A 24,756-nucleotide genomic window follows, 5' to 3' on the forward strand; every position below is an offset into this window, starting at 1 on the left:
GTCTGGCTCAGTTCGCCGAGCTGGCTCGTTATGATGCGTTCGATAACAGCATGGAGTCAGTACGCGAGCTGGGAGACGAAACGCTGAAGAAGATCGCCCACGAGTTGGCCGAAAGCCTGCGCAAGAACGTAAGCGTGGACTGGGCAGTGCGAGACAGTGTGCGGGCAAAGCTGCGCCTGGTGGTGAAGCGGATACTTCGGAAGTACAAGTATCCGTCGGTGAAGGAGGAGGCTGCCGTAGCATTGGTGCTGGAGCAGGCCGAGACGTTGAGCACGGAGTGGACGTAACGCAGTTACGCGGCATCGAATGGTCCAACTGTGTGTTCGCGCATCAGTCGCCACGACTATGAAGATGATCCACAATCATCTGAAGAAATTTGCCGCGCCAGGGCGGGTCGGAGTCTGGGACCATGTAGCGAAGTCTAGGTATTGGGGTAAGACTTGCGACGCACGTAGCGCCCTGACGAGCTTTGGTGGCTACGCCATCGGTCGGTCGTTCTGTGATGTCTCTACCTGTGGGGTTTACATCTGCAAGATGCTCTTCCATGCTATTTCTCTTTGAGTAGAGTAGCTTCATCTGCACTTCTGACTGCACCTCAACATTAACACGGCAGCGGAACCGCGCCGCCACAACTCTCCGCGGCCGCCATTGGTTGACAAGCTAGGTTACAAGTAACATGGTCGGAGGGGATATCGAAAAACAAAAAAAGCGTTACGAGCCGAAGCGCGTAACCTTTGTTTTTACTACGAATTCTTGGGGTGGCTGATGGGGTTCGAACCTACGACAACAGGAATCACAATCCTTTAGGGTGTGCCACGAACTCTACTGCGGCTTGCTCCAAGACCCATGCCTCGATCTGATCGTGCCATTTGCGCAGCAGATCGAGAGGGCGTCGACGGTAGTGCTTTTCTGCTAAAGCACTCGGCTTGTGGCCCATGATCTGCGCCGAGATGCCGCTTGGCATCTCGACCCACTCGCACAAGGTACCGAACGAGCGACGCAGGCCGTGCAACGAAACGTGCGGTAAGCCAGCCACTGCCAAAGCCTTGGTGTGGGCAATACGTGGCTCAGCTAGTCTGCCGTCCTTTGCCGTCATGCTGCTGAAAACCCAGTCGTTGCGCCGGGGCAGGGATGCGAGAAGGTGCGAAACGAACGGCGTAAGCGGGATGGTGCGCACGCCTTCAATCTTGTCTTTGATGCAAAGGCTTCGCCATTGGAAGTCGACATCACTCCAGCGTAACCCGGCGAGTTCCTCACGGCGCGCGCCGGTCAAAAGCAGGGCCTGAAGGTATGCGCTGATAACTGGATTTCCGATCTTCTGGACGGCAGCGAACCATGCAGGCAATTGCTCTCGCTGCAAGCTGTCGCCTTCCTTCGTCTGTGCCTTCGGAAGTGCATCCCGCACCGTGCGCGCGGTGTATGCATCGGCGGGCACAATCTCGCGATAGGCCGGGAAATCAGCGGCCCAACGGATAAACGCGCGCAGGAGTCGATAGCTCTGCGCTGCATTAGTTGGCCGTGTGCCTGCCTCATGTTCCAGCCACACGGAGATTTTCTGACCAGTAAGCTCGGCCAGTGGTAACTGCATCAAGGGGGCCATCGGCCCGGCCACAGTCATGCCTTTGCCGCGCTTCTTCGTCGCACCGCCGGGTGCGGCCAACGTGGTGTGATTCTGAAGATGCCCCGCGCTCCACTTCGATTTCCGCGCCTCGATATAGATTGGCCAGACCTCGCCAAGAGTGACACTCTGCCGCCTGACTTCCGTCCGTGCAGTTTCAGCGGCCGCTGCCTTGGCGTCTCGTTTGGCCCGTTCCTCTGCCAGTTCGTCGGCTTTGACTTGGCGCGGGTCCTGCCCCCCGTCGACGATAACCTTGAGCCTTCGCGCTTCGTTCTGAGCGGCAAGCAAGGGCCAAGTTTTTGGATCGCCGATCGTCATCCTGATGACTTGCCCGTTCAGCTTTGCCTGGAAAATAAACGCCTTGGCACCGCCTGGCGATGCTCGGAGACCCAAGCCCGGCGCTGCTGAATCCCAAAGGAATGCGGGGAGCTTAGCTGATTCACAACGGAAGTCCTCGATGCGTCCCGCCGTGAACTTGATTTTTGCCACCGTATACTCTCCGCTAGTTTTCGTGTACCCCGTGTGTACCCCGGCGAGCAGTATAACAAGCAACATACATCAACACAACTGGTGCTGGATTTTAGTGTAACCCCATGATTTTAATAAGATATGCTCCTGAAGTGAATGATAATCAACATACATAAAGACCTGCTTGTTCAGCCTTCTAAGCTGAGGGTCGCTGGTTCGAACCCAGCTGGGCAGGCCAGATCTAACAACTTCAGCAAATCTATTCAAAGAATATTTTGCAAATAACTTATATTTGCAAATATTGTTTGGCGGATATTTTTAGGCCACCGTCTTTGGCGCCGCACTGGCAGCCTTCCTCGCAAACGACTTCGCCAGCACCGCATGCCGGTGCTCGAAGAACTTCTTCACGAACCAGCCCACCAGCGGCCCCGCCACGCGCGGTTTGAAAGTGAGGTTGTCCGTGACCAGGGTGCCGTCCACAGTCGGCGTGACGATACGCTCATGACGCCAGGAACGCATCGACAGCAGGGGAGATTGCTCGACGAAACGGCGGCCCGGTTCGAGTTCGGCGAAGGTCAGCTTAGACATGTCGACCGGGAACAGGCCCAGCAGCAGGAACTGGCAGCGGCATAGCGGTTTGTCGAGGGTGGTGTCCTCGCCGATATGGGTCATGCCCTTCGGGAAAGTGATCTTCAGGACAGGCCACATCTCGGCCTTGATGCCCTTGATCGAGGTCGACCAGGCCCAGACTTCCTCAGGGGAAGCAGGGACTGTCGTGTTGAATGTGTGTCGTACCGTTGCCATCATGCCTCCGCTGTTCATGAGGCCGATTGTCGGCGCAAATGTGACACCGGTTTGTTAGCCAGTTCGCAGTTCAGACAAACTGTTACAAATCAATCCGAAATGGCAGCACGCCGCCGGCACCCGGGACAAAGGGCGCCGGCAGCGACCGGAGGACTTATTTCGCGTTGCGCCCCTGCCAGATGCCGAGGTACTTGCTCGCCTTCGGATTCTTCGCATTCCACTTCGGCGTATCGGTGCCGTTGGCGATCGTCCAGATCGCCAACGCAACGGTGCGATCCACCAGCGCCATGTTGTCGTAATCGATCTTGTCCCAGTGGTCGCCGGCGCCGTGGTAGTCGGGGAAGGCGTATGCGACGCTGACCGTGTGCGACGGAATGCCCTGGTCGGCCAGTGCCTGGTTGTCGCTGTGCGCGAAATACTTGTCGCTGTTGACCGGATGTTTCCAGACGCGGATGCCGGTGTCGTCGCCCGCCGCCTTCAGGATATTGCCGACGTCGGAGAAATCGTAGCCGGTCACGCCAAAGGCGCGTACCTGCGCACCCTCGTTGTCGTCGGTGCGTCCGAGCTGTTCTAGGTTGATGCCGGCGATCGTCTTCTCGATCGGCACCAGTGGGTTGGCGCCGTAGTAGCGCGAGCCGACCAGGCCGTGTTCCTCGCCGAAGACGGTCATGAAGACGATGCTGCGCTTCGGTCGCACCTTGTTCGCGCTGAAAGCCTTGGCCAGCTCGATTACCGAGACCGTGCCGCTGCCGTCGTCGTTGGCGCCGTTGAAGATGCCGTCGCCCTGGCCGGGCTTGAGGCCGACGTGGTCGTAGTGGGCCGTCACCAGCACATAGGTGTCCTTCAGCGCCGGGTCGGAGCCGCGCAGGATGCCGACCACATTGCGTACCTTCACCGGCGCAGCCGAGGTGGCCGGCGGGTTCTTGGCGCGCTTCGGGTCGATCAAATTCCAGTCGGCGGTCTGGAAATAGCCGGCGTCGCCGAGTGGCTCCAGGCCGGCAGCGCGGAATTGCGAGGCGATGAACTCGGCCGCGATGTCGAGTCCGCGCGATGGCGTGCCGCGGCCTTCGAGCGCATCCGAGGCCAGGAAGGATAGGTTGCCGCGCATGGCGGCCGCCGAGATGCGTTCGAGCACGGGCGCGGCCTCGGCAGGCACGGGAGCTGCATGGGAAGCGAGCGGCAGGGCCAGCGACAGGCCGAACAGGCTGGCAAGGGCGCGGGGGAGCAGGCGGGTGGACAGGGACATGGGCAGGATCGCGTGAGCGCTCAAATAGTTGATCAAGTAGCAAAGCCGCTCAAGTATATCGCTCTGCGTTGCGCTCGGGAACCGAGTTGCGGGATTCGGCAGGGGCAGCGAAAGATTGCTACGGTTGATGTTGTCTGTCTGCAAACGAACGCCGCCGAAGTGGTCTTTATGTTAACGTCCTGCCACCGATCTGTCCGCATTTGGCGGGCCGGTTCATTTACGGAGTGTGTATGCGTATTCAACGTCTGCTGGGGATCGCGGCTTTGCTGGCCGCATGCGGAATGTGGTTTGCGGGTTCGGTGCAGGCGCAGAGCCAGCCGCAGAGCCAGCCGGGCCAGCCGACCCAGCCCCAGGCGGCCATGCCGCAGGGCGATACTTTCACGCTCAAGCTGCCCGCGGGCGACGCGGCGACGGCCAGCGCGCAGACGGGCACCGTCCAGTTCATCGGCACCGCGACCGTCCTGATCCGCTACCAGGGCCTGACCATCCTCACCGATCCGAATTTCCTGCACAAAGGCGACCACGTCCACCTCGGCTACGGCCTGACCTCGCAGCGCCAGACCAATCCCGCCATCGAGTTCGACAAGCTGCCGCCGATCGACCTCGTGATCCTGTCGCACATGCACGACGACCATTTCGACAAGCTGGTGCAGGAACGCCTGAACCGCAACACGCCGATCGTCTCCACGCGCGAGGCGACCGAGAAGCTCAAGCGCCTCGGCTTCCAGCAGCGCTTCGCCCTGTCCGAATGGGATCGGCTCGAGGTCAGCAAGGGCGATGCGCGCCTGCGCGTGACCTCGGTGCCGGGGCGGCATGGCGCGGCCGGCGTCTCGATCCTGCTGCCGAAGGTGATGGGCAGCGTGCTCGACTTCGGCGCGAATGCCGATACGCCCGACTACCGCATGTACATCAGCGGTGACACCCTTGTCTACGACGACATCCGCAGCATTCCACAACGCTTCCCCGGCATTGACCTGGCCCTGCTGCACCTGGGCGGCACGCGCATCCTGGGTGTATTCAAGGTAACCATGGACGGCAAGGACGGCGTGCAGATGATGCAGATCGTCAAGCCGAAGAAAACGATCCCGATCCATTACAACGACTACGACGTCTTCAAGTCTCCGCTGGCCGAGTTCGCCCGCGAGGTGAAAGCGGCCGGGCTGGAGGAAAGCGTGGTCTACCTCGCGCACGGTGACACTTATACGTTCACGCCGCGCAAACGTTGAACGGCGCGTCTAGCCCTGCATCGCCCCGCTGGCCGGCGATTCGGGATCGAGCGAGGTGATCTCGCCCCCGAACTCGTGCGGCATGACGACCGGCACCTGCAGGCAGATGCTCTTGGTCGGCAACACGGCCTCCCAGGCGCGCACCAGTTCCCGGTAGGCGACACCGACTGGACGGATCTTGCGGTCGAGGTCGAACAGGCCGAGCGCGTTTACGTTGCCGTTATTGACCCGCAGCGCGCTGTCCCAGTCGACCTGGTCGGTGAGCGAATACCAGGTGAAGCCGATCAGCGGCACGCCATTGTTGCGCACCCGTAGCACGTTCGCCCATTCCTTCTTCAGCCAGTAGACGGCCTCGTCGCCGGCCGGCCCCTGGCACAGGTTCGTCTCCGTGTGCATCACGGGCAAGCGGTAGCGATTGTAGTACTGGTGGGTGATCACTGCGTAGCCGAAGATTTCGCCGGCCGCGCGCGTCATGCCGTCGGCCGAGACGTAGTGCTCGTTGGTCTGGTAGTAATCGTTGCCCATGATGCAGTGATGCTTCAGGTTGTGCTGCAGGAAGAAATGGTATTCCTCGCGCTGCATGCCGTTATCGAGCAGGTATTCGTACATGTCGGAATCGACGCGGCGGCCGTAGTTCAAGTCGAGGGCCAGGAAGCGGCGCGCATTGTTGATTTCCGCCGGGCCGATGGCGTCGGGCGACTCGGCGTGAAAATATTCGGTCGATTCGCTCTGGATGAAGAGGGCGTCGGGCCGGACCTTGAGGATCGCGTGCATGGCCAGGATGTTCGCCTTGACCAGGTGCTTGATCGCGGTGACGAACGCAGCGTCCGTGCGCAGCTGCTCGTTCCACCAGCCGTACAGGGTCGAGAACACCGCGCAGATCCACATCTCGTTGATGGGCGTGTACATCTGCACCCAGGGGTAACGCTGGGCAAAAGCCGACGCGTAGTCGGCGAACAGCGCCGGGAAATCCGGGTTCTGGAAGTTGCCGATCCAGTCGGGCAAGCCGAAGTGGCAGAGGTCGACGATGGGCGCGATGTTACGCCGGCGCAGGTCGGCAAAGGCGAGGTCGGCGAATTCCCAATCGTAGCGCTTCGGGCCGAGGAAAGTGCGGTGCAGGGGAGGGCCGTAGCGCAAGACCCGCAGGCCGAGTTCCTGCACGAGGTCGAAGTCGCGCCGCCAGTGGGTGTAGTGACCGCATTTTTCGAGCTCGTCCATGCGGACGCGGCCGCCGTCGATGGTCGGATTGCTGTTCTCGATTCCAGTTGCAAAGATGAAGCCTGGGTGCATATGGACGCCTCCATCGGTAGCAGGGCAACGTCCAGTATGGTCTACGATGGCGCCAATTGCTAGCGTGCGCACCCGTCCGTTCGGAAAGGGCTATGCTGTCAGCTCATCCATACCGGAACCGCCGCCAGCATGCCAACCGCCTTGCCGACCGTCCCGCCGCCCGTGCCCGACCTCGCCAAGCGCCGGCTGCTGGCCGGACTGCTGCTGTCGGCGCTCGTGCATGCGCTGATCCTGTCGATCCAGTTCGGGTTGCCGGGCAGGCTGGCGGGGAGTCCCGGGCCGATCATGGTGAGCCTGGCGCCGGCGCCCTTGCCGGAGCCCGAAGCGCCCCTGCCTCCGCCGCTTGTACCCGCGCCTTCGCCTGCGGTGACCCAGCCGGCGCCTGTACCCGCGGCGGCCGGGGTGCCCGGTTCCGGGTTTCGCCTGCTCGACCCGGTGCCGCTGGCGCCACCGCCGCCGCCGCCGCAGGCAAGGGCCAAGCCTGCCAAGCGCCGGCGGCCGGCGCGCCGCGTCACGCCGCCCGCCACCCCGGTGATCGTGCAGCAAGACAATCCCGACGCTGCGTTCAAGGTGCCGCTGGCTGAGCCGCCTGTCACCGAAGTTGTTCCGCAGCTGGACGCGGACGAGACGCTGGCGCAGGCTGAACCGGTAGCGGGGGAATCTGAGGCTGGCGCGGCAGCGGAGGAAGAAACGCAGCGTCTGGCGCGGGAACAGGAAGCCGAGCGCCAACGCTTGGCCGATGCGGAGCTGGAACAGCGCCGGTTGCGCGAAGCTGAACAGGCGCGCGTCGCCGAGCTTGCACGGCAGCAGGCGGCCGCGCAGGAGGCACGCGTGGTCGAAGAGCGCGAGGCAGCGCTGCGGCGCGAAGCGGCACGCGAGCAGGAGCGCCTGCTGGCAGAGGTAAGTGCGTCCGAGGCACGGCGCGTCCAGGAAGAACAGCTGCGCCAGGTACAGGAGCAGGAGCGCGCCCGTGCCCTGGCTGAACAGCGGGCGCGCGATGAAGAGCGGGCGCGTTTGTCTGCCGCGCGCGAGGCCGAGCGGCTGGCCGAGGAAACCGCCCGTCAACGCGAGGCCGAAGCGGCCCGACAGCGGGCGGAGCTGGCTGAGCGCGCGGAACTGGCGGCCCGCCGCCAGGCCGAGGAAGAGCGTGCGCGCCGCGAGCGGGCCGAGGGGCTCGCTGCGCAGGCGGTACAGGAAGAACTGGCGCGCCAGCAGGCGATCCAGCAGGCCCGCCGCCAGGCGCTCGAGGCCGCCGATGCGGAGCGGGCGCGCCAGGCGGCGCAAGGGGCAGGGGCGGCGCCACCCGGCAGCGGCTTGCCGGGAAGCGCGCCTGGGGCGGGTGACGCCGAGCCGCGCGGCTCTCTCGATGGCGGCCTCCTGGCGAGCCGGGCGCGTGAAATGATGCGCGGCCTGGATATTCCGGCGCCTGCGCCGGCGGCGCTGCGGCCCGCCCAGCAGATGGCGGCCGGACGCCGGCGCGTCGTCGACACGCTCGAGCGCGACGTGTCGCTGCGCATGTATGTGGACAGTTTCCGCCAGAAGATCGAACGCAACGCCGCCCAGATCGGCATGCAGGTGGCCGGCGGGCCGGGGCGCAGCGACCCCCTGGTCAGCGTCGCCGTGCGCAGCGACGGCAGCGTCGACGACGTGACCATCGTCCGCTCGAGCGGCCGCGCCGATCTGGACGACTCCGTGCGCCGCATCGTGCGCCTGAATGCGCGCTACGCGGCCTTTCCTCCAAACGTGGCGGCGCGCTTCGACGTGATCGAGATACGCCGCATCTGGATTTTTGCCGAGACCCTGAAGTTGCTCGAAGAAGTACGCTAAAGGGGCACATTTTCACCCTTGGAAATGAAGAGAAGGGCTGCCTGGGATCCACCTGCCTGGCTCGGCCTCGCCTGAGCCTGGCGTTTGATATGCAGCAAAGCCGCCTGTGATGGACGCCGTACGCTGAGTTAGTCAGCAATAGAACGGCAGTCCATTTCATAGGCAAGCTCATGAATTTTCCAACTGAAATTTTGCGTTGGCGCTTAGTCGCCGTGGCAAGCGTCTTGTTGCTCGCCGGCTGTGCAACCGGCTTGCAGTTCCGGGCCGAGGACAGCAAAGGCAGCGCCGAGCCCCCGCCACCCACCGAAATGATCACCGAGCAGTTGATCGCCGCCGAAAAGGCTGCGAACCTACAGCAGGGCAACCAGGATCTGTCGCGCCTGCTGGTACCGAATCCACCGCCCTACACCATCGGACGCGGCGACGTGCTCTCCATCGTGGTCTGGGATCATCCCGAGCTGGCCGGGGGCGGCATGACGGCCGCCACCGCCGCCGCCGACGCCAGCGGTACGAACGCCAGCGCCGGCGCGAACGCACCGCAGCCCGGCTTCGTCGTGGATCACCAGGGACGCATCCAGTTCCCCTTTGCCGGCCTGCTGCCGGTCGAGGGACTCACCGAGGAGGCGGCCCGCGCGCTCCTGACGCAAAAGCTGGCGCGCTACATCGCCAACCCGAACATTACGCTGCGGGTGCAGTCCTACCGCAGCAAGCGGGTCTACATCGACGGCGAGGTCAAGCAGCCGGGCCTGCAGGCGATCAACGACATTCCCATGACCCTGGTCGAAGCCCTGAACCGCGCCGGTGGCCTGCTGCCCTCGGCCGACCAGAGCCGTATCGCGCTCGAACGGGGCGACGCGCGCTACCGCATCAACCTGCGCGACCTGGTACAGAAAGGCATCAATCCCGGCAACGTCATGCTGGCGCCGGGCGACGTCGTGCGCGTGCATTCGCGCGACGAAAGCAAGGTCTTCGTCTCGGGCGAAGTCGTCACGCCGAGGGCGCTGACCATGCACAATGGCCGGCTCACGCTCAACGAAGCGCTCGGCGAGACGGGCGGCATCAGCCCGCTCAGCGGCGACGCGCGCCAGATCTACGTGGTGCGCAAGACGCCGGAACGCACGCGCGTTTTCCAGCTCGACGCGCGCCTGGCCGGCTCCCTGGCCATGGCCGAGTCCTTCGAACTGCGGCCGAAGGACGTGGTCTATGTCGCCGCCTCGCCGCTGGCGAACTGGAACCGCCATCTCAGCCTGCTGTTCCCAGGTGCGCTCACCTCCGCGGTCGGCGTTACCAATCGCCCATGAGCGTCCATGCGCGTCCATGAGCGCCCGTGAACACCGGAGACCATCCATGACCAAGCCTGCCGACCACCATCCGCTGACCCATATCGCCCACAGCCCGCCGATCCTGAGCGTTCCCTTCGACCCGCGGCCGCCGCTGACGGCCGCCGACGAGCCGACAGTCGATCTGAAGGGACATTTCAACACCCTGTACGACAACCGCTGGCTGATCGGCGGCATCACGGCGCTGATCACCCTGATCGCCGTGCTGTATGCCCTCGTGGCCAAACCGGTCTACGAGGCCAACCTCATGATTCACGTCGAGGAGGAAAGCCCGAACGCATCGAAGAACATCCTGAGCGAAGCATCCTCGCTGTTCGAAACGAAGAAGGCGGCTATCGCCGAGATGGAGCTGCTGCGTTCGCGCATGGTGGTTTCCCAGGCGGTCGACAACCTTCAGCTGTACATCGAAGTCCAGCCCAAGTATTTCCCGGTGGTCGGCTTCTGGTTCGCCAACCAGAACAACGGCGCGCTCTCGAATCCCGGTCTGTTCGGCTACGGCGGCTATGTATGGGGCGGCGAAAAGGCCGAAGTCACGGTCTTCGACGTGCCCGAAAGCTGGCTCAACCGCGAGTTCACGATCACGGCGCGCGGCATCAACCGCTACCACTTTTCGGGCGGCGGCCAGCGCCTCGCCTTCGACGGCACCGTCGGCCAGCGCTACCGCGTGCCGACGCCGGAAGGCACCATGGAGATCAAGGTCGACCGGCTGTACGCCAATCCGGGCGCGCGCTTTCGCCTCAAGCGCAAGTCGCGCCTGGGCACCATCCAGGCCATCCAGACGGCCATGGTCATCACCGAGCAGGGCAAGCAGTCGGGCGTGATCGAGGTCAAGCTACAAGGCGAGAACGCCAAGCGCATCAATGCCTTGCTCAGCGAAATCGGCCGCGAATACATGCGCCAGAACCTGGCGCGCAAGACCGAGGAGGCGGAAAAATCGCTCGCCTTCCTCAACAAGCAGCTGCCGATCCTGAAGCGCCAGCTCGAACAGTCCGAGGATCGCTACAACCAGTTCCGCAATTCGCACGGCACGGTCGACCTGCGCGAGGAAGCCCGCGTCAGCCTGGCGCAGGCCACGGCAGCCCGTGCGCGCCGCATCGAGCTGCTGCAAAAGAAAACCGAACTGTTGGCCCGCTTCACCGAAGACCATCCGATCGTGGCCGCGATCAACCGCCAGCGCAAGGAAGTCGATGCCGAGATCGAGGAGATCGCGGCCCGCATCAAGAGCCTGCCCGTGCTGGAACAGGACGAAGCACGCCTGACGCGGGACATCAAGGTCAATACCGACCTGTACACGGCGCTGTCGAACACGGCGCAGCAGCTGCGCCTGATCTCGGTGGGCCGCGTCAGCAACGTGCGCCTGGTGGATGCCCCGATCGCGCCGGAGAAACCGCTGAAACCGAATCGTCCGCTGATCGTCGCGCTCGCGGTGATCACTGGGCTGTTCCTGGGCACGTTGCTCGCGTTCGCGCGCAAGGCCCTGCAGGGCGGCATCGACGACCCGCAGAAGATCGAACGTCTGCTCAATGCGCGCGTCGTCTATGCTTCCATCCCGCACAGCGGCAACCAGGACAAGTTGCTGCGCAAGGCGCGCGGCGAAACGGCGCCGCTGCCCTTGCTGGCGCAGATCATGCCCGAAGATCCCGCCGTCGAAAGCCTGCGCAGTTTCCGCGCGGCGCTGCAGTTCTCGATGCCGCATTTTAAGAACAACATCGTCATGTTCGCGGGCCCGACGCGCGCCCTCGGCAAGTCCTTCGTCGCCGCCAATTTCGCAGCCGTCATGGCAGCAAGCGGCAAGCGCGTCCTGCTGATCGACGCAGATCTGCGCAATGGCCACCTGCACCGCTATTTCGGCATCGGCCGCGAGCGCGGCCTGTCGCGCTCGATCATCGGTTCGATGCCGGTAGAGGACATCATCCACCACGACGTCATGGACAACCTCGACTTCATCCCCACCGGCGAGCTGCCGCCGAACCGCTCCGAATTCCTGCTGCACCTGAACTTCGGCGCCTTGCTCGAGTCGGTCAGCAGCCGCTACGACCTGGTCTTGCTCGATCCACCGCCGGTTCTGTCGGTGGCCGATGCTCTCATCATCGGTGCGCATGCCGGCGCCGTCTTCATCGTCGCCCGGGCCGGGGTGACGACCGAAGGCCAAATCAACGAAACGGTCAAGCGCATGAACCACGCCGGCATCTCGCCGCAGGGCGTACTCTTCAACGACATGGCGCTGCGGCTCGGATCGAGCGCCGCGCAGTATGGCGCCACTGCGGCGCAGATCGGCTACGTCGCTTGATCCACCTGTGATGTCCTGATCGGCGCCCGCTGCTACGCGGGCGTCAGTGCTTCCTGGCACGCGTGCCGATGAGACAGGCAGTTTGCGCCGGCCAGGATGATCGGGACGCGATCGGCCTGGCTTGCGTCTTCATGTCAGCCCAGGGCGCTGCACGTCTTCCAGCTGGTCGAGGAGGCCAGGCAAGCGCCGGTCCTCTCGGTGTTATCACTCTCCTGCATACGGTTGACTTGTGCACGGGCCAGCGATCGACAGTGCTGACGCTAACTCCTCGGTGCCATCGCGCTCGACCAAAGCAGTCGCCAATTTCTGCAATACGGCACTCGCCTGTCGAGAGCGACGGCGCACTTCACAAGGTTGCCGCATTCTGGTTCTCCCGTGCTACCCAAAAAGCGTAGATCCGCTAGCGATATTGGCCGGGACGTCGTGTGAAAGGCCGGCTGGCGCGTGCGGTTCACTGTCACGTCACGAAGCCGGCGTGAGAGGCGTCAGCCCGCGCCAGAGCGCCTTGGTGCGTCGGCGAGTGGAACGTGAGTGCGCGCAATTACGTGCGCCGTATTGCTGGAGACAGAAGCGGCCGGGATGCGTCACCAGACCGCACAAGGGGCAACGACGGTGCGCCCGTAAAAACGGAGCATGTCTGCCAGCCGCTTCGGAATTCCTGACTTGGCGTCGCTGCGAAGCGCTGCAGGGTTCGACGTGCTGACTCGAAAAAACGCCGGCACGCGCAGCCGCTCAGGCTGGCGTGCCGGAAGGAGAAGGAAAATCAGTCCGCGGAGAAAATGATCGGAGTCGCCGGCTTTCGTGCCGTCGGCAGCAGCAGGCGCTTGGCGAAGCGCCGCACACGGTAAGTGTTACGTTCAAAGACGAGGTAGCACAGGTAGCTCGTTCCCATCAGGATGCCCAGCATCGCAAAATAAATCGCGAAGTCGGTGGGGCGTGCGGGATCGAGCAGCGTCCGGCCGAACTGGGTGCGGCCGATGTACTGCATCAGGTCGATCACCGGCACATGCAGCACATACAGCGTGAACGAAAATTCGGACAGCCATTTGCCGAACGCGCCGACGCGGCGCAGGAACACCGACGGCCCGATCGGCTGATACATGGCCGCCAGGAAGACGACGACCGGAAGCGTGCAGATCAAATCCTGGCCGAACGATTCCGGCAGGATGTCGTCGTTCACCCCGTAGATCCGGTAATAGACCGATACGCCCAGCGCAATAGCCAGCACGACGATGCGTGCGCCGAAGCTGCTCTCGACACGGATGCGGGAGAAGACGGCGCCCAGCAGCCAAATCCCGAAATACAGGCTCATCACATAGGGCAGCCAGGCAAAGGTGAGCGCCAACAGGGCCGCGCATGAAGCCTGCTGCAGCAGGCCGCGGCCGGTGAAGATCATCAGCAGCAGCGGGAACTGGATGTAGTACCAGGTTTCATTCGCCAGGCTCCAGAGCGGGTAATTGCCGCCGAAGCGATCCACGACGATGGTCTGCAGGCCCAGCACGTTACCAAGGAAGGTGCCGGCGGAGAACTCGCCCGGCGAGCCGAAGCCGGCCGGCTCGGTGGTCGCGGCGCCGGTGATCAGGCCGATGCCGATCATCATCACGAAGGTGGGGACGAGCACCGTCCACAGGCGTGTCGCGCGATCGATCGCATACGAACGCAGGGCGCGCGGCTGGCCGATCTTGTTCAGCAGGCTGCCCCCGACAAGCCAGCCGCTGATGAGGAAGAAGACCATCACGGCCTGGTGGGCAAAGCCCGTGAAGAAGGCCAGCGCCACGTAGGCGAGGCCGGGTTCGTCGAGGTTGCGCAGACCGGGATAGATTTCGGCGCGCAAGTGTGCCGCTGCTACCTGCAGGGAGGCGATGCCCCGAAGCAGATTCATCAGCAGTGACTGCATCGAGTCCTCGCTGAGCTGGCTCTGTCGCTGCCAGTGGAAGGAAAGGGCACGCATGTCGTTCTCCTGTCGAATTAGAAAAGGTGGGCGCCGGTCAGCCGCAGCTATCCCAGCGAAATGGCGCGCGGTTACCTGACAGGGCCAGGGCAACCTTGATCATCCAGTAGCCAACCTGTGCCTGTTGCATCGCCCAAGCCGTCGCGATAAAGGCCGCCAGGCTTGCAGCCAAGCCTATCGGCAAGGCTGGTTGGCGTGCCCTGCCTGCGATCCTGATCATGGCGCCGCTGGCGGTGGCGCCGACCAGCCATCCGGCCCAGGCTTCAGCCGCCGTGTGTTCGCCCGTGACGACGAGCACGACGGCAAGGACAGCGCCCAGGGCCAGGCCCGCGGCCGCTCCGGCCAGCGGCAGGGGCGGCGGACAGCGCTGTAACAGCAGATAGAGCAGCACGGGAAAGACGGTGGTTGCGCCGGCCGCATGGCCACTGAAGGCCTGGAAACGCAGCGCCGGAATGCCCGTGCCCCAACCGAGAAACGCGACCTTGCTGGCGCCGACGATCGCCAGCGCACCCGCGAACAGCAGCACCCAATAGCCCGCGGCGCGCCAGTCGCGCGCCGCCAGCAGCCAGGCGACGATGGCGCTGGCAAGCGGCAGCGTCAGCACCAGGTTGCCGAGGTGGAGGAAGGCGGTCGAGGACATGGCAGGAGGGCGTCAACGTGCAAGCGCACGCACGGTGTGCAGGATGATGCGCACGTCGACCCAGAACGTACGTTCGCGGACGTAGCGCACGTAATACTCGAGCTTGGTGGGCAGGATGGTGTCGATATAGGCCTGCTCCGGGTCGGCTGCCTGCCCGAGGATGGCGTTCTCGTCCTTGTACAGGATCGAGGCCCAATCCGTCACGCCCGGCGTGACCGAGAGCACGAGCTCGCGTTCGCGCGGCGGATAGCAGGCGACATAGCGCGGCACTTCGGGGCGCGGGCCAACCAGACTCATCGTGCCGTGGATGACGTTGAACAGCTGCGGCAGTTCGTCGAGCTTGTACTTGCGCAGGAAATGGCCGGCGCGCGTAATGCGCGGATCGCGCCCCACCGTCAACTGGCGTTGCGTGTCCGGCTGCGCCGCCATCGTGCGGAACTTGAGGATGGAAAATGGCACACCATGGCGCCCGACCCGCACCTGGCGAAACAGCACCGGCCCGGGTGAATCGAGCCGGATCCAGAGCGCGATGGCGGCCAGCAGCGGCGCCAGCACCAGCACGCCGATCGTGGCCACGCAAAGATCGAAGCTGCGTTTCAACATGACAGCAAGCCATGCAAGGCATGGATGACGCGCTCCTGGTCGGCGTCGCGCATGCGGGTGTACAGGGGCAGCGTCAGCATCGCGTCGAAGGCGGCTTCGGCGACCGGGAAGCGGCCAGGGTCGAAAACGCAGTTGTCGCGCCAGTAAGGCTGGCGGTGCAAGGGAATGAAGTGCACGCTGGTGCCGATGCCCAGCTCGGACAGCCGCACGATGAGCTGGTCGCGGCGCAGAGGCGCGTTCTCCTTCAGGCGCACCACATACAAATGCCAGGCATGGGTGCTGTCGCCCTCGGGCCGGGGCGGCAGCACCAGGGGCAGGCCCGCCAGCGCTTCGTCGTAGCGCGCCGCCAGGCGCCGGCGCTGTTCGAGGAAGCGGTCGATCTTGCGCAATTGTTCGATGCCGATCGCAGCCGCGATGTCGGTCAGGTTGTACTTGAAGCCGGCAGCTACGACTTCGTAGAACCAGGCGGGCGTTTTCGACACGTAGCGGTCGAAGGCGTCCTGGCTGATGCCGTGCAGGCGCATCAGGCGGATGCGCCGCGCCAGCTCGGGATCGCGCACCACGACCATGCCGCCTTCGCCGGTGGTCATGGTTTTGTTGGCATAGAAGCTGAAGACGGTGATGTCGCTCTCGAGCGTGCCCACCAGGCGGCCGCGGTAGCGCGTCGGAAAGGCGTGGGCCGCGTCCTCGACCACGCGCAAGCCGTGGCGCCGCGCGAGGGCGAGCAGGGCGTCCATCTCGCAGGCCATGCCGGCGTAATGCACCGGCACGATGGCGCGCGTGCGCGGCGTGATCGCCGTCTCGACGGCTTGCGGATCCATGTTCAGCGTGGCGGCGTCGACGTCGACCAGCACCGGCTGCGCGCCGAGATAGCGCACCACCTCGGCGGTGGCGGTGAAGGTCAACGTGGGGACGATCACCTCGTCGCCCGGCCCGATGCCCAGGCTTTCGAGCGCGAGATGCAGGCCGGCCGTGGCCGAGTTGACGGAAATGGCCTGCAGGTCGGCGCCGAGGTAGTCACGAAAGGCGGCTTCGAAGCGCCTGGCCGTGGGGCCGGTCGTCACCCAGCCGGAGCGCAGGCATTCGACCACGGCGGCGATTTCCTCCTCGCCGATGTCGGGCAGGGCGAAGGGCAGGAAAGGAGCGGCGGCAGGCGCATCTGCGGACGCAAGTTCAGCTGCGGCTGGAGCTGCGGGTGCGGCGGCTGGTTCGGCAAGCTGGTGGTCATCCATGTTCAGTCTCCTGCGCAGGCAGTCAAGAATCGTTCCCCGAGTACCGGGTAAGTAAGGTTGTCCAGGGCGTAGCGCTGGCCGCGTTGCCCCATCGCATCGCGTTCGGCAGCGCTGCGTCCCGCCAGTTGCAGGATCGCCGCCGCCAGCGCGTGCGGGTCTTCCGGTGCGAGCGTGATGCCGCAGCCGGCGTCCGCGACCGGGTCATTGCCGGCCTCGACGGCGTGGAGTACCGGACGGGCCGCCATCATGTAGTCGATCAGCTTGTTCGGCGCGATGCCGAAGCGGTACAGGGGCTGGCGCTTCCAGCCGATGTAGGCGAAGTCGAAGCGGCGCAGCAGGGCCGGCACCTGGTGCTTCGGAACCGGATCGAGGAAATGGACATTGTCCAGGCCCATGGCGCGGGCGCGCAGCTGCAAGCGCTGTTTTTCCGGGCCGCCGCCGGCCAGCACAAAGGCAATGCGGCGCCCGCGCAGCAACACGGCGGCATCGAGCAAGGTGTCGAGGGCATTTGCGAGACCATGGGTGCCGGCATAGCCGACGATGCAGTCGGCCGTAGCACTGGCTTTGGCAAGCACGCTCTCGATCTGCGCCGGCAGGCCCGTGTCGGCGCCCAGCCATTCGGCCGGGTCGGCGCCGTTCGGCACGATGTGCAGCTTGTGCGGTTCCATGCCATGGGCTTCCAGGTGTTCGCGCACTTTCGGCAGGATCGAGACAATGGCGTCGGCATGGCGGCAGGCGTAGTTCTCCGCCGCCTGCAGCAGCATGATGAAGGGATGCCAGCGCGAGTAGCCGCCCAGCTCCATCGGCGACAGCGGCCACAGGTCGTGAACTTCGAACAGCAGGCGGGCGCTCGCCAGGCGCGCAATGCGGCGCGCGGGCCAGATGTCGAGCGGATAGGTGCTCGAGGCGATGACGACGTCGGGCCGGTCGCCGCACGCCAGCGCGCGTCCTTCGCGTACCAGGCGCCAGACGAAGCTGAGCATGTTCTTGATGCGCTTGACGCCGTTGCCACGATAGGCGGGGGTGGCGAACCAGGTGTAATCGACACCGTCGATATTCTGGTCGAGCCGGTCGCGGCCCGCCATATCCGGCGCCTGCGCGCGGATGTGCGACTGCGAGGAGGCGACGATGCGCACCCGGTGCCCCTGGCGTACCCACTCGCGCGCCAGGTAGTAGGGCCTGAACTCCATGCCGTGGCGCACCGAGCCCGCGTAATGGTTAATCAATAAAATGTTCAGGCGCGCCATGCGATCTCCTCGGCCAGGCGGCGCAGGTTGCAGCGGGTCGTTTCCACCCAATTGGTCTCCCATTGCAGCGGATGGGTCAGGAAGCAAATGCGGTCGTAGCGGCCGAGCGCATCGAAAGGCGAGAGCGGCGTGTAGTAATGCGGGTGCTCGCGGTCGCTGATGTACATATCGAAATGACGCAGCAGATCTTTGTCGTAGGAATCGCACTCGATGCCGCAGCGGCGGCGCAGATCCGTGTCTGTCAGCAGCTCGTGGTTGATCACCCTCAGGCGGCGGTTGGCGAAATCGCCGTGGCTGGCCACGGTCACCATTTGCATGCCGAGGCGTTGGGCGATGCTTTCGAAGTTGCGGATGAACTGTTCGCGAATTTCGGGAAGCCGGCGCCGGATCTCGTCGGGGCAGCGAATCCGGTTCCGCTTGGCGTAATCGGCGACTTCCTCGTAGTGGTAGCTCGCTTCGCTACCCGCTGCCTCGATGTCGCGCATGAAGCCGAAATCGAGGGTGCTCAGCCTGAAGTAATAGCTGGCCTTGACGCCGTACCTGGTTTCAAGCGCGAACATCTTTTTTGCCGTACGCAGGTCGCTATCGATATCGTGGCGATGCACCAGCACCTTGCGCGTCCCCGGGCCGGCTGCCACAGGCTCGCGGTAGAAGTCGCGCACCGAGAGCTGGGCATAGCCGGCGTCGCGCGCCCGTTCCAGTAGGTTCGCGTAGATGCCCAGACGCGAGGGCATCAGGTAGTCGGCGTAAAACCGGTGCAGGAGCCTGCTCATTGGAGGGCATACTTCGCGCGGTAGGGGCGGAAGCCGAGGATCTTCTTGAAGGTCTGCATGCCGGGCTGGGCACCAAAGAAGGTGTCGTACATCAGGTAGCGCACGCGCTGTTCGCCGATCAGCTCGGACACGATGCCGACCACCATCATGTGCATGATGCCGTCGTTGTTCCGGATTCCCATCAGCTGGGAAAAGGAGGCGAAATTGCCATAATGGCCAAGGTTGGCGTAAGCGACCATGCGGCCCTCGGGATTGAACACGCCGTAGTAGCGAAAATGCTTGAGGGTGTCGAAATGTGTGGGCTTTTCGCGGTATTTCGCGTCCATTGGCCGACCCTGGCGTTCTTCCAGCGAGGTGTTGATGGCATAGATATCGTCGATATACGCGTTGCGGTCGATATGGCGTAATTGATAGCCGCGGCCACGCGCGCGTTTCGCATGATAAGCACCGGCATTCTTGCCTTTGATTAGTTCCAGATACTTCTCTTCGCAATGAAAACCGTTCAAATCGAGCAGCGCCGCCCCGATCGTTTTATGCCGGATGAGCTTATAGCGCGGATGGGGCTTGGTGTAATAGCGGTAGGTCGCGCGAATATCCGCCGGATCGATCGCCACATGAAAACGCAACTCGGCCACAGGTAAACGCAATATTTCGGTAAGCAGCTTGTAGTGGTGAAAAAGTGGTTTCATGGTGTAGTCTCGATGGAATGAGATATACGATAAGACTGGAGGGCTGGTTATACGTTGAAGCGGATTAAATGCGGCAGAGTTAAAAGAAAGATATTTGTATCTGGGCTAATTGAACCGAAATTTTTCAAATTGAAATTTATAGCTTCTAATCAATATTCTTAGAGACGTGTAGGTCGTTCGTGCACGCCATCCGAGGGCTTATGAAGTGCTGCCAAGCCGGATGTGCGACACGTCGCGTTTAGCGCGCTAGACGCTTTCATAAAACGTGATCAGCTTTTTCGACTCGCGCAGCCAGTTGTATTGCTGCTCGACCGCGCGCCGGCCGTTCTCGCCCATGCGCGCCGCAAGTGTCGGGTGCAAGACCAGGTGATCGATGGCGGCGGCGATGGCGGACGGATCGCCCGGATCGACGCAAACGCCGCAACCATGGCGTTCCACGATGTTGCGCCAGAGGGGGAAGCGCGAAGCGATGACGGGGATGCCTGCCGCCATGTACTCGAACATCTTGACCGGCAGGGCGTCGAGGTAATTGGCCACCGGGTGCAGCGTCACCAGTCCGGCCACGGCGCGGCGCATGACGCCGCTCACACCGGCGCGGTCGAGGTAGCCCTGGCGCAGCACGCGCTCCCAGCCTTGATAGCCGCGCACCTCGGATTCGAGCGCCGGCTCCGCGAACTGGCCGGCCAGGGTCAGGCGCGCGTCCGAGCGCAGCATGGCGCACGCATGCACCAGCTCGCGAATGCCGCGGATCGCCGAGATGCTGCCGACATAGCAGACTTCGTTTTCTTTTTCCGCCCAGTCAGGTTCGCCATCGAATTCACCGACAACCGGGTAATTATTGATGTCGATCGAGCGCGCGTTGATGTGTGCAAATTTATTCCGGATGGTAGGCGTGGCCGCGATGACGCCATCGAAGCGGCGGCAGGCGAAACGCTCGTAGGCGCCGAAGGAATTCGACAGCAAGCGCGCCGATGCCTTGCCGAGGTAGGGCTTCGACAAGAGCTGGGTCGGCACGTCTTCGTGCGAATCGAAAATGACCTTGCGTCCCATGCGCTTGAGGCTCAGCCCCACCGGGATCAGTTCGGGATCGTGCAGCTGGTAGACCTCGGCGTCGGCGGCGACGGCGGCGTCGAACACCCGGCGTGTCGTACGCAACATGCGGTTGACCCGGCCCGCCAGGCGGCCGACGTCGACGATGCGCACGCCGTCGCGCTCTGCCGCCCCCGCGCCGTCGGCCACGACCAGCGTCACGTCGAAACCGTGCTCCGCCAGGCTACGGCATTGCTTGACGAAGATCCTGGTGTCGTGCCGTGGATGCGCCGAGGTCAGGTGTGCGATTTTTCGCATATTTCCTCTCATAAAAATAGCGGGAGCTGGCGCCGAGCGTGGCGCCGATCAGCATATCGGTGAAGTAGTGCGAGGTCAGCAGCAGCAAGACGGTGACGCAGGCCATCGAAAAGCCCAGCAGGAAGATGCCGCAGTGACGGGGCGCGAAATACTCGCGGATGAACATCGGAACGATCGGCACCACGGTCACCAGGCACAGGTAGGCGATGCCGAAGAAGCCAAGGTCGACCCAGGCCGAGAGCACATTGTGCGAGTAATAGCCCGGCTTGTAGCTGGCATAGTCGCCCAGCAAGGGATGCGCGAGGATGGTCTGCACCGCGTGCACCGTCAGGTGATGGCGCTTGTTGGCTGAGGTCGATTGCGACAGGTCGAGTAGTTCGAGGATGCGGTTCGCCGGCAGGGCCGCGAGGATCTGGTCGAAATACAGGTGGCCGACGAAGAACACGATGATCCCGCACAGCAGGAAATGCAGCTTGTGCCGCGAGTAATAAAACTCGATGATGGGGATGGCGAACATCAGGGCGGCGAACTCGCTACGGGCCGTGTTCAGGAACAGCGTCATCGCGCCCATCGCGTACAACAGCAGCCGCAGCAGCATCGAGCGCGTAAAGGCAATGACGGTCAGAAAGGTGACCAGGTAGGAGCGGGCGAAGCCCTGGTAGGTGGCGAGCGCGTCGGCGTCTTTGGCAATGCCCATTGCGCCCAGGTAGAAGACGCCTTCAACGGAAAACGAGACCGCGATCGCGCTCATTCCTGCCAGGCTGAGCAGACCGACGACCCGGAAACGCGGACTATCGAAGTCGAGGAAGCTCGCGATCACGAACAGGTTGAAGATGAACAGGATGCCGAGCATGTGGTTGCCAACGATCGTGCGGTTGGCGCCGGCCGCGGCATTCACCGCAATGACGGCAACGAAGTAGAGCAGGAACAGACCCAGGTGCAGGTCGACGGCGTGGAAGCGGCGCGGGTTGCGCTGCATGCGGTTCAGGTAGATCAGGGCAAGTGGAACCGCGAAGAGCAGGGAGATCGGAGCAAAATAGCCGCCCAGGAAAGCGCCCATCGTGCCAGTGCCCAGCAGCGTGTGATAGAAGAAAAATCCTGGAAACAGCATGAAGAACGCGGCGAGCAGGATCCGCTGTTCGCGCCGTTCGGTTTTGAGCGAGCGTGCGGAAGTCATGCTGGCGCCAATCGGTTCAGGGAGCACTGCCAGGACATGTGCAGGTAGATGAGGTACAACGTCGAGTAGCCGATCGCGAACCAGAGCAGGTTCTGGTGCAGGGTGCCCGGTATCACAAAGCTGACGATCGTCACCGCGCACAGGGTCAGTTGCCACCACAGGTCGACGTTTTGTTTGCCGGTTACGAAGAACACATAGCTGAGCGGGCTGGCGACGAAATTGAGGAAGTAAAGCGGCGCCAGGATCTGCGCCAGCTCCCCGGCTTCGCGCCAGGCCGGCCCGAAGACCCAGGCGAACAGGGTCGGCGAAAACAGCAGGAGCACGAGGGAAGGCAGCAGGCCGAGCAGCATCAGCACCTTGAAGGTGTAGCGATAGGCCTGGGCGCAGTTGCCGTTCGCTTCGAATTCGTGCACCGACTGGCGCTTGAAGACTTCCAGCACCGAGGCGGCCAGCAGCGAGATCGGTGCCGCCAGCACGCGCTGAGTCAGTGCGTACAAGCCTGCGGCGAGCGCGCCGTGGCGCACCCCGATCAGGAACAGCGGCAAGTGGCCCACCATGTTGTTGAGGAGGTTCGAGGGGAGGGCATAGCGCCAGAATTTGCGGTGGCGAACTAGATAGGCACGGGCATCCGCGCCGAGCGTGAGGCCGAGTTGCGCCGAGGGCGGATGCAGCAGCCGGCGCGCCGTGAGCAGGCCGATGGCCAGTCCGATCAACTGGCCCGTCAGCAAGCCTTCGGCACCGATGCCGGAAGCGAGCAGGAGCAGCTGCGCCAGCGCGATCGTGCCGGCGCCGACGACCTTGGCGCGCGCGGCCTTGCCGAACGCGTTATGGGAGGTGGCGTAGGCCAGGGTCGTCTGCATGTTGGCGGTCAGCCAGGTGCCGATGCCGACCGTCAGCAGCGCCGGCCAGGACAGCTGGGCGATGCCGGGTACCTTGAACATGTGCGCCAGCGTCGCCGCCAGGGTGACCAGGAAGGCGGTGATGGTGGCCGTGTACAGGACGAGACCGAAACAGGTGCGCTGCTGTTCGGTCTCGTGGTCGAGGATCATTGCCGTTTCCATACGCAGGGTGGCGCCGATGGCTGCCACCGCCACCATCGCCACCCACAGGCTGAACGCACCCATTTCCGCCGGTGTGCACATGCGCGTGATCAGCGGCGCGGCCAGCAACGGCAGCGCCTGGGCGCCGAGGGCGCCGCCCAGCACCGTGATCACGTGCTTCCAGAAAGTCGGCAAGCGCAGATTCATACGGGTTCGGCAGCGAGGTCGGTGGCTGGGATGGGAACCCGCAGCGCGCGCAGCAGGGACTGGGCAACCAGGCGCGCCTCGGCATCCTCGAGGTAAGGCCCCATCGGCAGGCTCAGCACACGGCCTGCCATGCTGCTCGCCACCGGACAGGTGTCGGCGCGGCTCAGGTGGGCGTAGGCTGGCTGCAGGTGCATCGGCACCGGGTAGTGAACGGCCGTCGGGATGCCGGCCGCATGCAGCTCGGCCTGGATGCGTTCGCGCTCCTCCACTACGACCGTGTACTGGGCGTAGACATTGGTGCGGTCGCGCGCCTGGCCGACGAGCTGAACGCGCCCGGAGAGCAGGGCTTCATAGCTGTCTGCGGCGCGCTGGCGCTGGGCCAGCTCCCAGTCGAAGCGCTCCAGCTTGGCCAGCACGATGGCGCACTGCAGGGTATCCATGCGCCCGCCCACGCCGACGCGAGTGTGCACGTAGCGGCGCGACTGGCCATGCACGCGGATTTCGCGCGCCGCCGTGGCGATGGCATCGTCGCTTGTGAACAGGGCGCCGCCGTCGCCATAGCAGCCGAGCGGCTTGCTGGGGAAGAAGCTGGTGCAGCCGACCGTCGACAGGTTGCAGCTCTTCTTGCCGCGGTAGGTGGCGCCGAAGCTCTGGGCCGCGTCTTCGATCACCGCCAGGCCGTGGCGGGTGGCGATGGCGTTGATTTCCTCCATGTCGGCCGGCTGGCCGTACAGCGACACCGGCATGATTGCGCGAGTGCGCGGCGTGATCGCTTCCTCGATCAGGCCGGGGGCGATGTTGCAGGTGGCCGGGTCGATGTCGACGAACACCGGGACAGCGCCCAGCAGCACGATGACCTCGGCGGTGGCAATGAACGAGAACGGCGTGGTGATGATCTCGTCGCCCGGGCGTACGCCGAGGGCCATCAGGGCGATCAGAAGCGCCTCGGTGCCGGACGCCACCGTGATGCAGTGGCGCGCGCCGGTATAAGCCGCCAGCCGGGCTTCGAGTTCGGCCACTTCGGGCCCGAGAATATACTGGCCGTGTTCGAGCACGGTCGCGATTCGGGCATTGATCTGTTCGCGCGAGGCCTGGTACTGGAATTTGAGGTCGATGAATTCCATGGTGTCCGCTATCTATGTTGAGCTGCAGGAACGAGCATGCAGACGCCGTCCTGTAAGAGGTAAAGGTCGCCGGTGTGCTCGCACAGGGCTTCGCCATTGCCGCCGAGGCGCAGCGGGAGGCGCTCGCCGAAGCGGCTCATCCAGCCGATCTGGCGCGCCGGTACGCCGGCCATCAGCGCAAAAGCCGGTACGTCGCGCGTGACCACGGCCCCGGCGCCGATGAAGGCATACTCGCCGACCGTCACGCCGCAGACGACGGTGGCGTTGGCGCCGACGGTGGCGCCGCGCCGCACCAGCGTGCGCCGGTATTCGTTCTTGCGTTCGACGGCGGCGCGCGGGTTATGGACATTCGTGAAGACCATGCTGGGGCCGCAAAAAACGTCGTCTTCGAGTGTGACAGCGTCGTAGACGGAGACGTTGTTCTGGATCTTGACGTGGTCGCCGATCAGCACGTCGTTGCCGACGAAGACGTTTTGCCCCAGGGAGCAGCCGGCGCCGATCCGTGCCCCGCCACACACATGAGCGAAATGCCAGACCCGCGTGCCAGGCCCCAGCGCCGCGCCGGGGTCGACGATCGCGCTTGCGTGCACGGTCGGCTCGATGACAGGCCGATCCAT

The 24,756-nt window shown here is 64.0% G+C and carries 20 protein-coding genes, 1 tRNA gene and 1 pseudogene; 6 read left to right on the top strand and 16 right to left on the bottom strand.

Features of this window, described 5'->3' with window-relative positions; genetic code table 11:
* Positions 1-17: 17 nt before the first annotated feature.
* Positions 18-287, top strand: a pseudogene (locus ASF77_RS13275) (type I restriction enzyme endonuclease domain-containing protein); the annotation flags it as partial.
* 506 nt (positions 288-793) lie between these two features.
* On the opposite strand, the gene ASF77_RS13280 reads toward ASF77_RS13275, so the two are convergent.
* A complete protein-coding gene (locus tag ASF77_RS13280; RefSeq protein WP_056340435.1) occupies positions 794-2,107 on the bottom strand; it encodes an integrase family protein in 1,314 nt (437 codons plus the stop codon).
* A gap of 126 nt (positions 2,108-2,233) precedes the next feature.
* Here ASF77_RS13280 and ASF77_RS24330 point away from each other — a divergent pair.
* Positions 2,234-2,324, top strand: a tRNA-Ser gene (locus ASF77_RS24330).
* A gap of 80 nt (positions 2,325-2,404) precedes the next feature.
* Here the strand turns inward: ASF77_RS24330 and ASF77_RS13285 are convergent.
* Complete coding sequence (locus tag ASF77_RS13285) at positions 2,405-2,890, bottom strand: hypothetical protein (RefSeq protein WP_056339933.1); 486 nt, start codon at positions 2,888-2,890, stop codon at positions 2,405-2,407.
* Between the two features lie 154 nt (positions 2,891-3,044).
* Positions 3,045-4,136 (bottom strand): M28 family peptidase, encoded by a 1,092-nt coding sequence (locus tag ASF77_RS13290; RefSeq protein WP_082493779.1) that lies wholly within the window; start codon positions 4,134-4,136, stop codon positions 3,045-3,047.
* A gap of 230 nt (positions 4,137-4,366) precedes the next feature.
* Here ASF77_RS13290 and ASF77_RS13295 point away from each other — a divergent pair, with 230 nt between their 5' ends.
* Positions 4,367-5,362 (top strand): MBL fold metallo-hydrolase, encoded by a 996-nt coding sequence (locus tag ASF77_RS13295; RefSeq protein WP_082493757.1) that lies wholly within the window; start codon positions 4,367-4,369, stop codon positions 5,360-5,362.
* A 9-nt stretch (positions 5,363-5,371) separates the two neighbouring features.
* Here the strand turns inward: ASF77_RS13295 and ASF77_RS13300 are convergent, their stop codons facing one another.
* On the bottom strand, positions 5,372-6,652 hold the full coding sequence (locus ASF77_RS13300) for a family 1 glycosylhydrolase (protein WP_056339940.1): 1,281 nt from the start codon (positions 6,650-6,652) through the stop codon (positions 5,372-5,374).
* A gap of 129 nt (positions 6,653-6,781) precedes the next feature.
* Between ASF77_RS13300 and ASF77_RS13305 the strand changes: the two genes are divergently transcribed.
* The 3 genes from ASF77_RS13305 to ASF77_RS13315 all read left to right on the top strand — a co-directional run bounded on the left by ASF77_RS13305 (position 6,782) and on the right by ASF77_RS13315 (position 12,109).
* Positions 6,782-8,479 carry a TonB family protein gene (locus tag ASF77_RS13305; protein WP_056339944.1) on the top strand — a complete coding sequence of 566 codons (1,698 nt, stop codon included), beginning with the start codon at positions 6,782-6,784 and terminating at the stop codon, positions 8,477-8,479.
* A 212-nt stretch (positions 8,480-8,691) separates the two neighbouring features.
* Positions 8,692-9,780: a polysaccharide biosynthesis/export family protein gene (locus ASF77_RS13310; protein ID WP_229445432.1), complete on the top strand. Its 1,089-nt coding sequence runs from the start codon at positions 8,692-8,694 to the stop codon at positions 9,778-9,780.
* 46 nt (positions 9,781-9,826) lie between these two features.
* Positions 9,827-12,109, top strand: coding sequence for a polysaccharide biosynthesis tyrosine autokinase (locus ASF77_RS13315; RefSeq protein WP_056339949.1), 2,283 nt, complete (start codon positions 9,827-9,829; stop codon positions 12,107-12,109).
* A 763-nt stretch (positions 12,110-12,872) separates the two neighbouring features.
* Here the strand turns inward: ASF77_RS13315 and ASF77_RS13320 are convergent.
* The 12 genes from ASF77_RS13320 to ASF77_RS13375 form a co-directional block, all read right to left on the bottom strand.
* Complete coding sequence (locus ASF77_RS13320; protein WP_056339952.1) at positions 12,873-14,060, bottom strand: acyltransferase; 1,188 nt, start codon at positions 14,058-14,060, stop codon at positions 12,873-12,875.
* A gap of 37 nt (positions 14,061-14,097) precedes the next feature.
* Positions 14,098-14,700: a hypothetical protein gene (locus ASF77_RS13325; RefSeq protein WP_056339955.1), complete on the bottom strand. Its 603-nt coding sequence runs from the start codon at positions 14,698-14,700 to the stop codon at positions 14,098-14,100.
* A 12-nt stretch (positions 14,701-14,712) separates the two neighbouring features.
* Positions 14,713-15,303 carry a sugar transferase gene (locus tag ASF77_RS13330; RefSeq protein WP_056339958.1) on the bottom strand — a complete coding sequence of 197 codons (591 nt, stop codon included), beginning with the start codon at positions 15,301-15,303 and terminating at the stop codon, positions 14,713-14,715.
* On the bottom strand, positions 15,297-16,535 hold the full coding sequence (locus ASF77_RS13335) for a DegT/DnrJ/EryC1/StrS aminotransferase family protein (protein WP_082493758.1): 1,239 nt from the start codon (positions 16,533-16,535) through the stop codon (positions 15,297-15,299). The genes ASF77_RS13330 and ASF77_RS13335 overlap by 7 nt, the downstream gene beginning before the upstream one ends.
* 2 nt (positions 16,536-16,537) lie before the next feature.
* Positions 16,538-17,782 (bottom strand): glycosyltransferase family 4 protein, encoded by a 1,245-nt coding sequence (locus ASF77_RS13340; RefSeq protein WP_307181089.1) that lies wholly within the window; start codon positions 17,780-17,782, stop codon positions 16,538-16,540.
* Entirely contained in the window at positions 17,770-18,555 is a 786-nt protein-coding gene (locus ASF77_RS13345; protein ID WP_056339960.1) for a hypothetical protein, read from the bottom strand. Before ASF77_RS13345 ends, ASF77_RS13340 begins: the two co-directional genes overlap by 13 nt.
* Complete coding sequence (locus tag ASF77_RS13350; RefSeq protein WP_056339962.1) at positions 18,552-19,244, bottom strand: hypothetical protein; 693 nt, start codon at positions 19,242-19,244, stop codon at positions 18,552-18,554. Before ASF77_RS13350 ends, ASF77_RS13345 begins: the two co-directional genes overlap by 4 nt.
* 246 nt (positions 19,245-19,490) lie before the next feature.
* Positions 19,491-20,591, bottom strand: a complete 1,101-nt coding sequence (locus ASF77_RS13355) for a glycosyltransferase family 4 protein (RefSeq protein WP_056339964.1) — start codon at positions 20,589-20,591, stop codon at positions 19,491-19,493.
* Positions 20,518-21,768: a hypothetical protein gene (locus tag ASF77_RS13360; protein ID WP_056339967.1), complete on the bottom strand. Its 1,251-nt coding sequence runs from the start codon at positions 21,766-21,768 to the stop codon at positions 20,518-20,520. The genes ASF77_RS13355 and ASF77_RS13360 overlap by 74 nt, the downstream gene beginning before the upstream one ends.
* Complete coding sequence (locus ASF77_RS13365; RefSeq protein ID WP_056339968.1) at positions 21,765-23,015, bottom strand: lipopolysaccharide biosynthesis protein; 1,251 nt, start codon at positions 23,013-23,015, stop codon at positions 21,765-21,767. The genes ASF77_RS13360 and ASF77_RS13365 overlap by 4 nt, the downstream gene beginning before the upstream one ends.
* On the bottom strand, positions 23,012-24,139 hold the full coding sequence (locus tag ASF77_RS13370; protein ID WP_056339971.1) for a DegT/DnrJ/EryC1/StrS aminotransferase family protein: 1,128 nt from the start codon (positions 24,137-24,139) through the stop codon (positions 23,012-23,014). Before ASF77_RS13370 ends, ASF77_RS13365 begins: the two co-directional genes overlap by 4 nt.
* A gap of 8 nt (positions 24,140-24,147) precedes the next feature.
* A complete protein-coding gene (locus tag ASF77_RS13375) occupies positions 24,148-24,756 on the bottom strand; it encodes an acyltransferase (RefSeq protein WP_056339973.1) in 609 nt (202 codons plus the stop codon).

The sequence above is a fragment of the Massilia sp. Leaf139 genome (genome assembly GCF_001424165.1).
Taxonomy (GTDB): Bacteria; Pseudomonadota; Gammaproteobacteria; order Burkholderiales; family Burkholderiaceae_D; genus Telluria.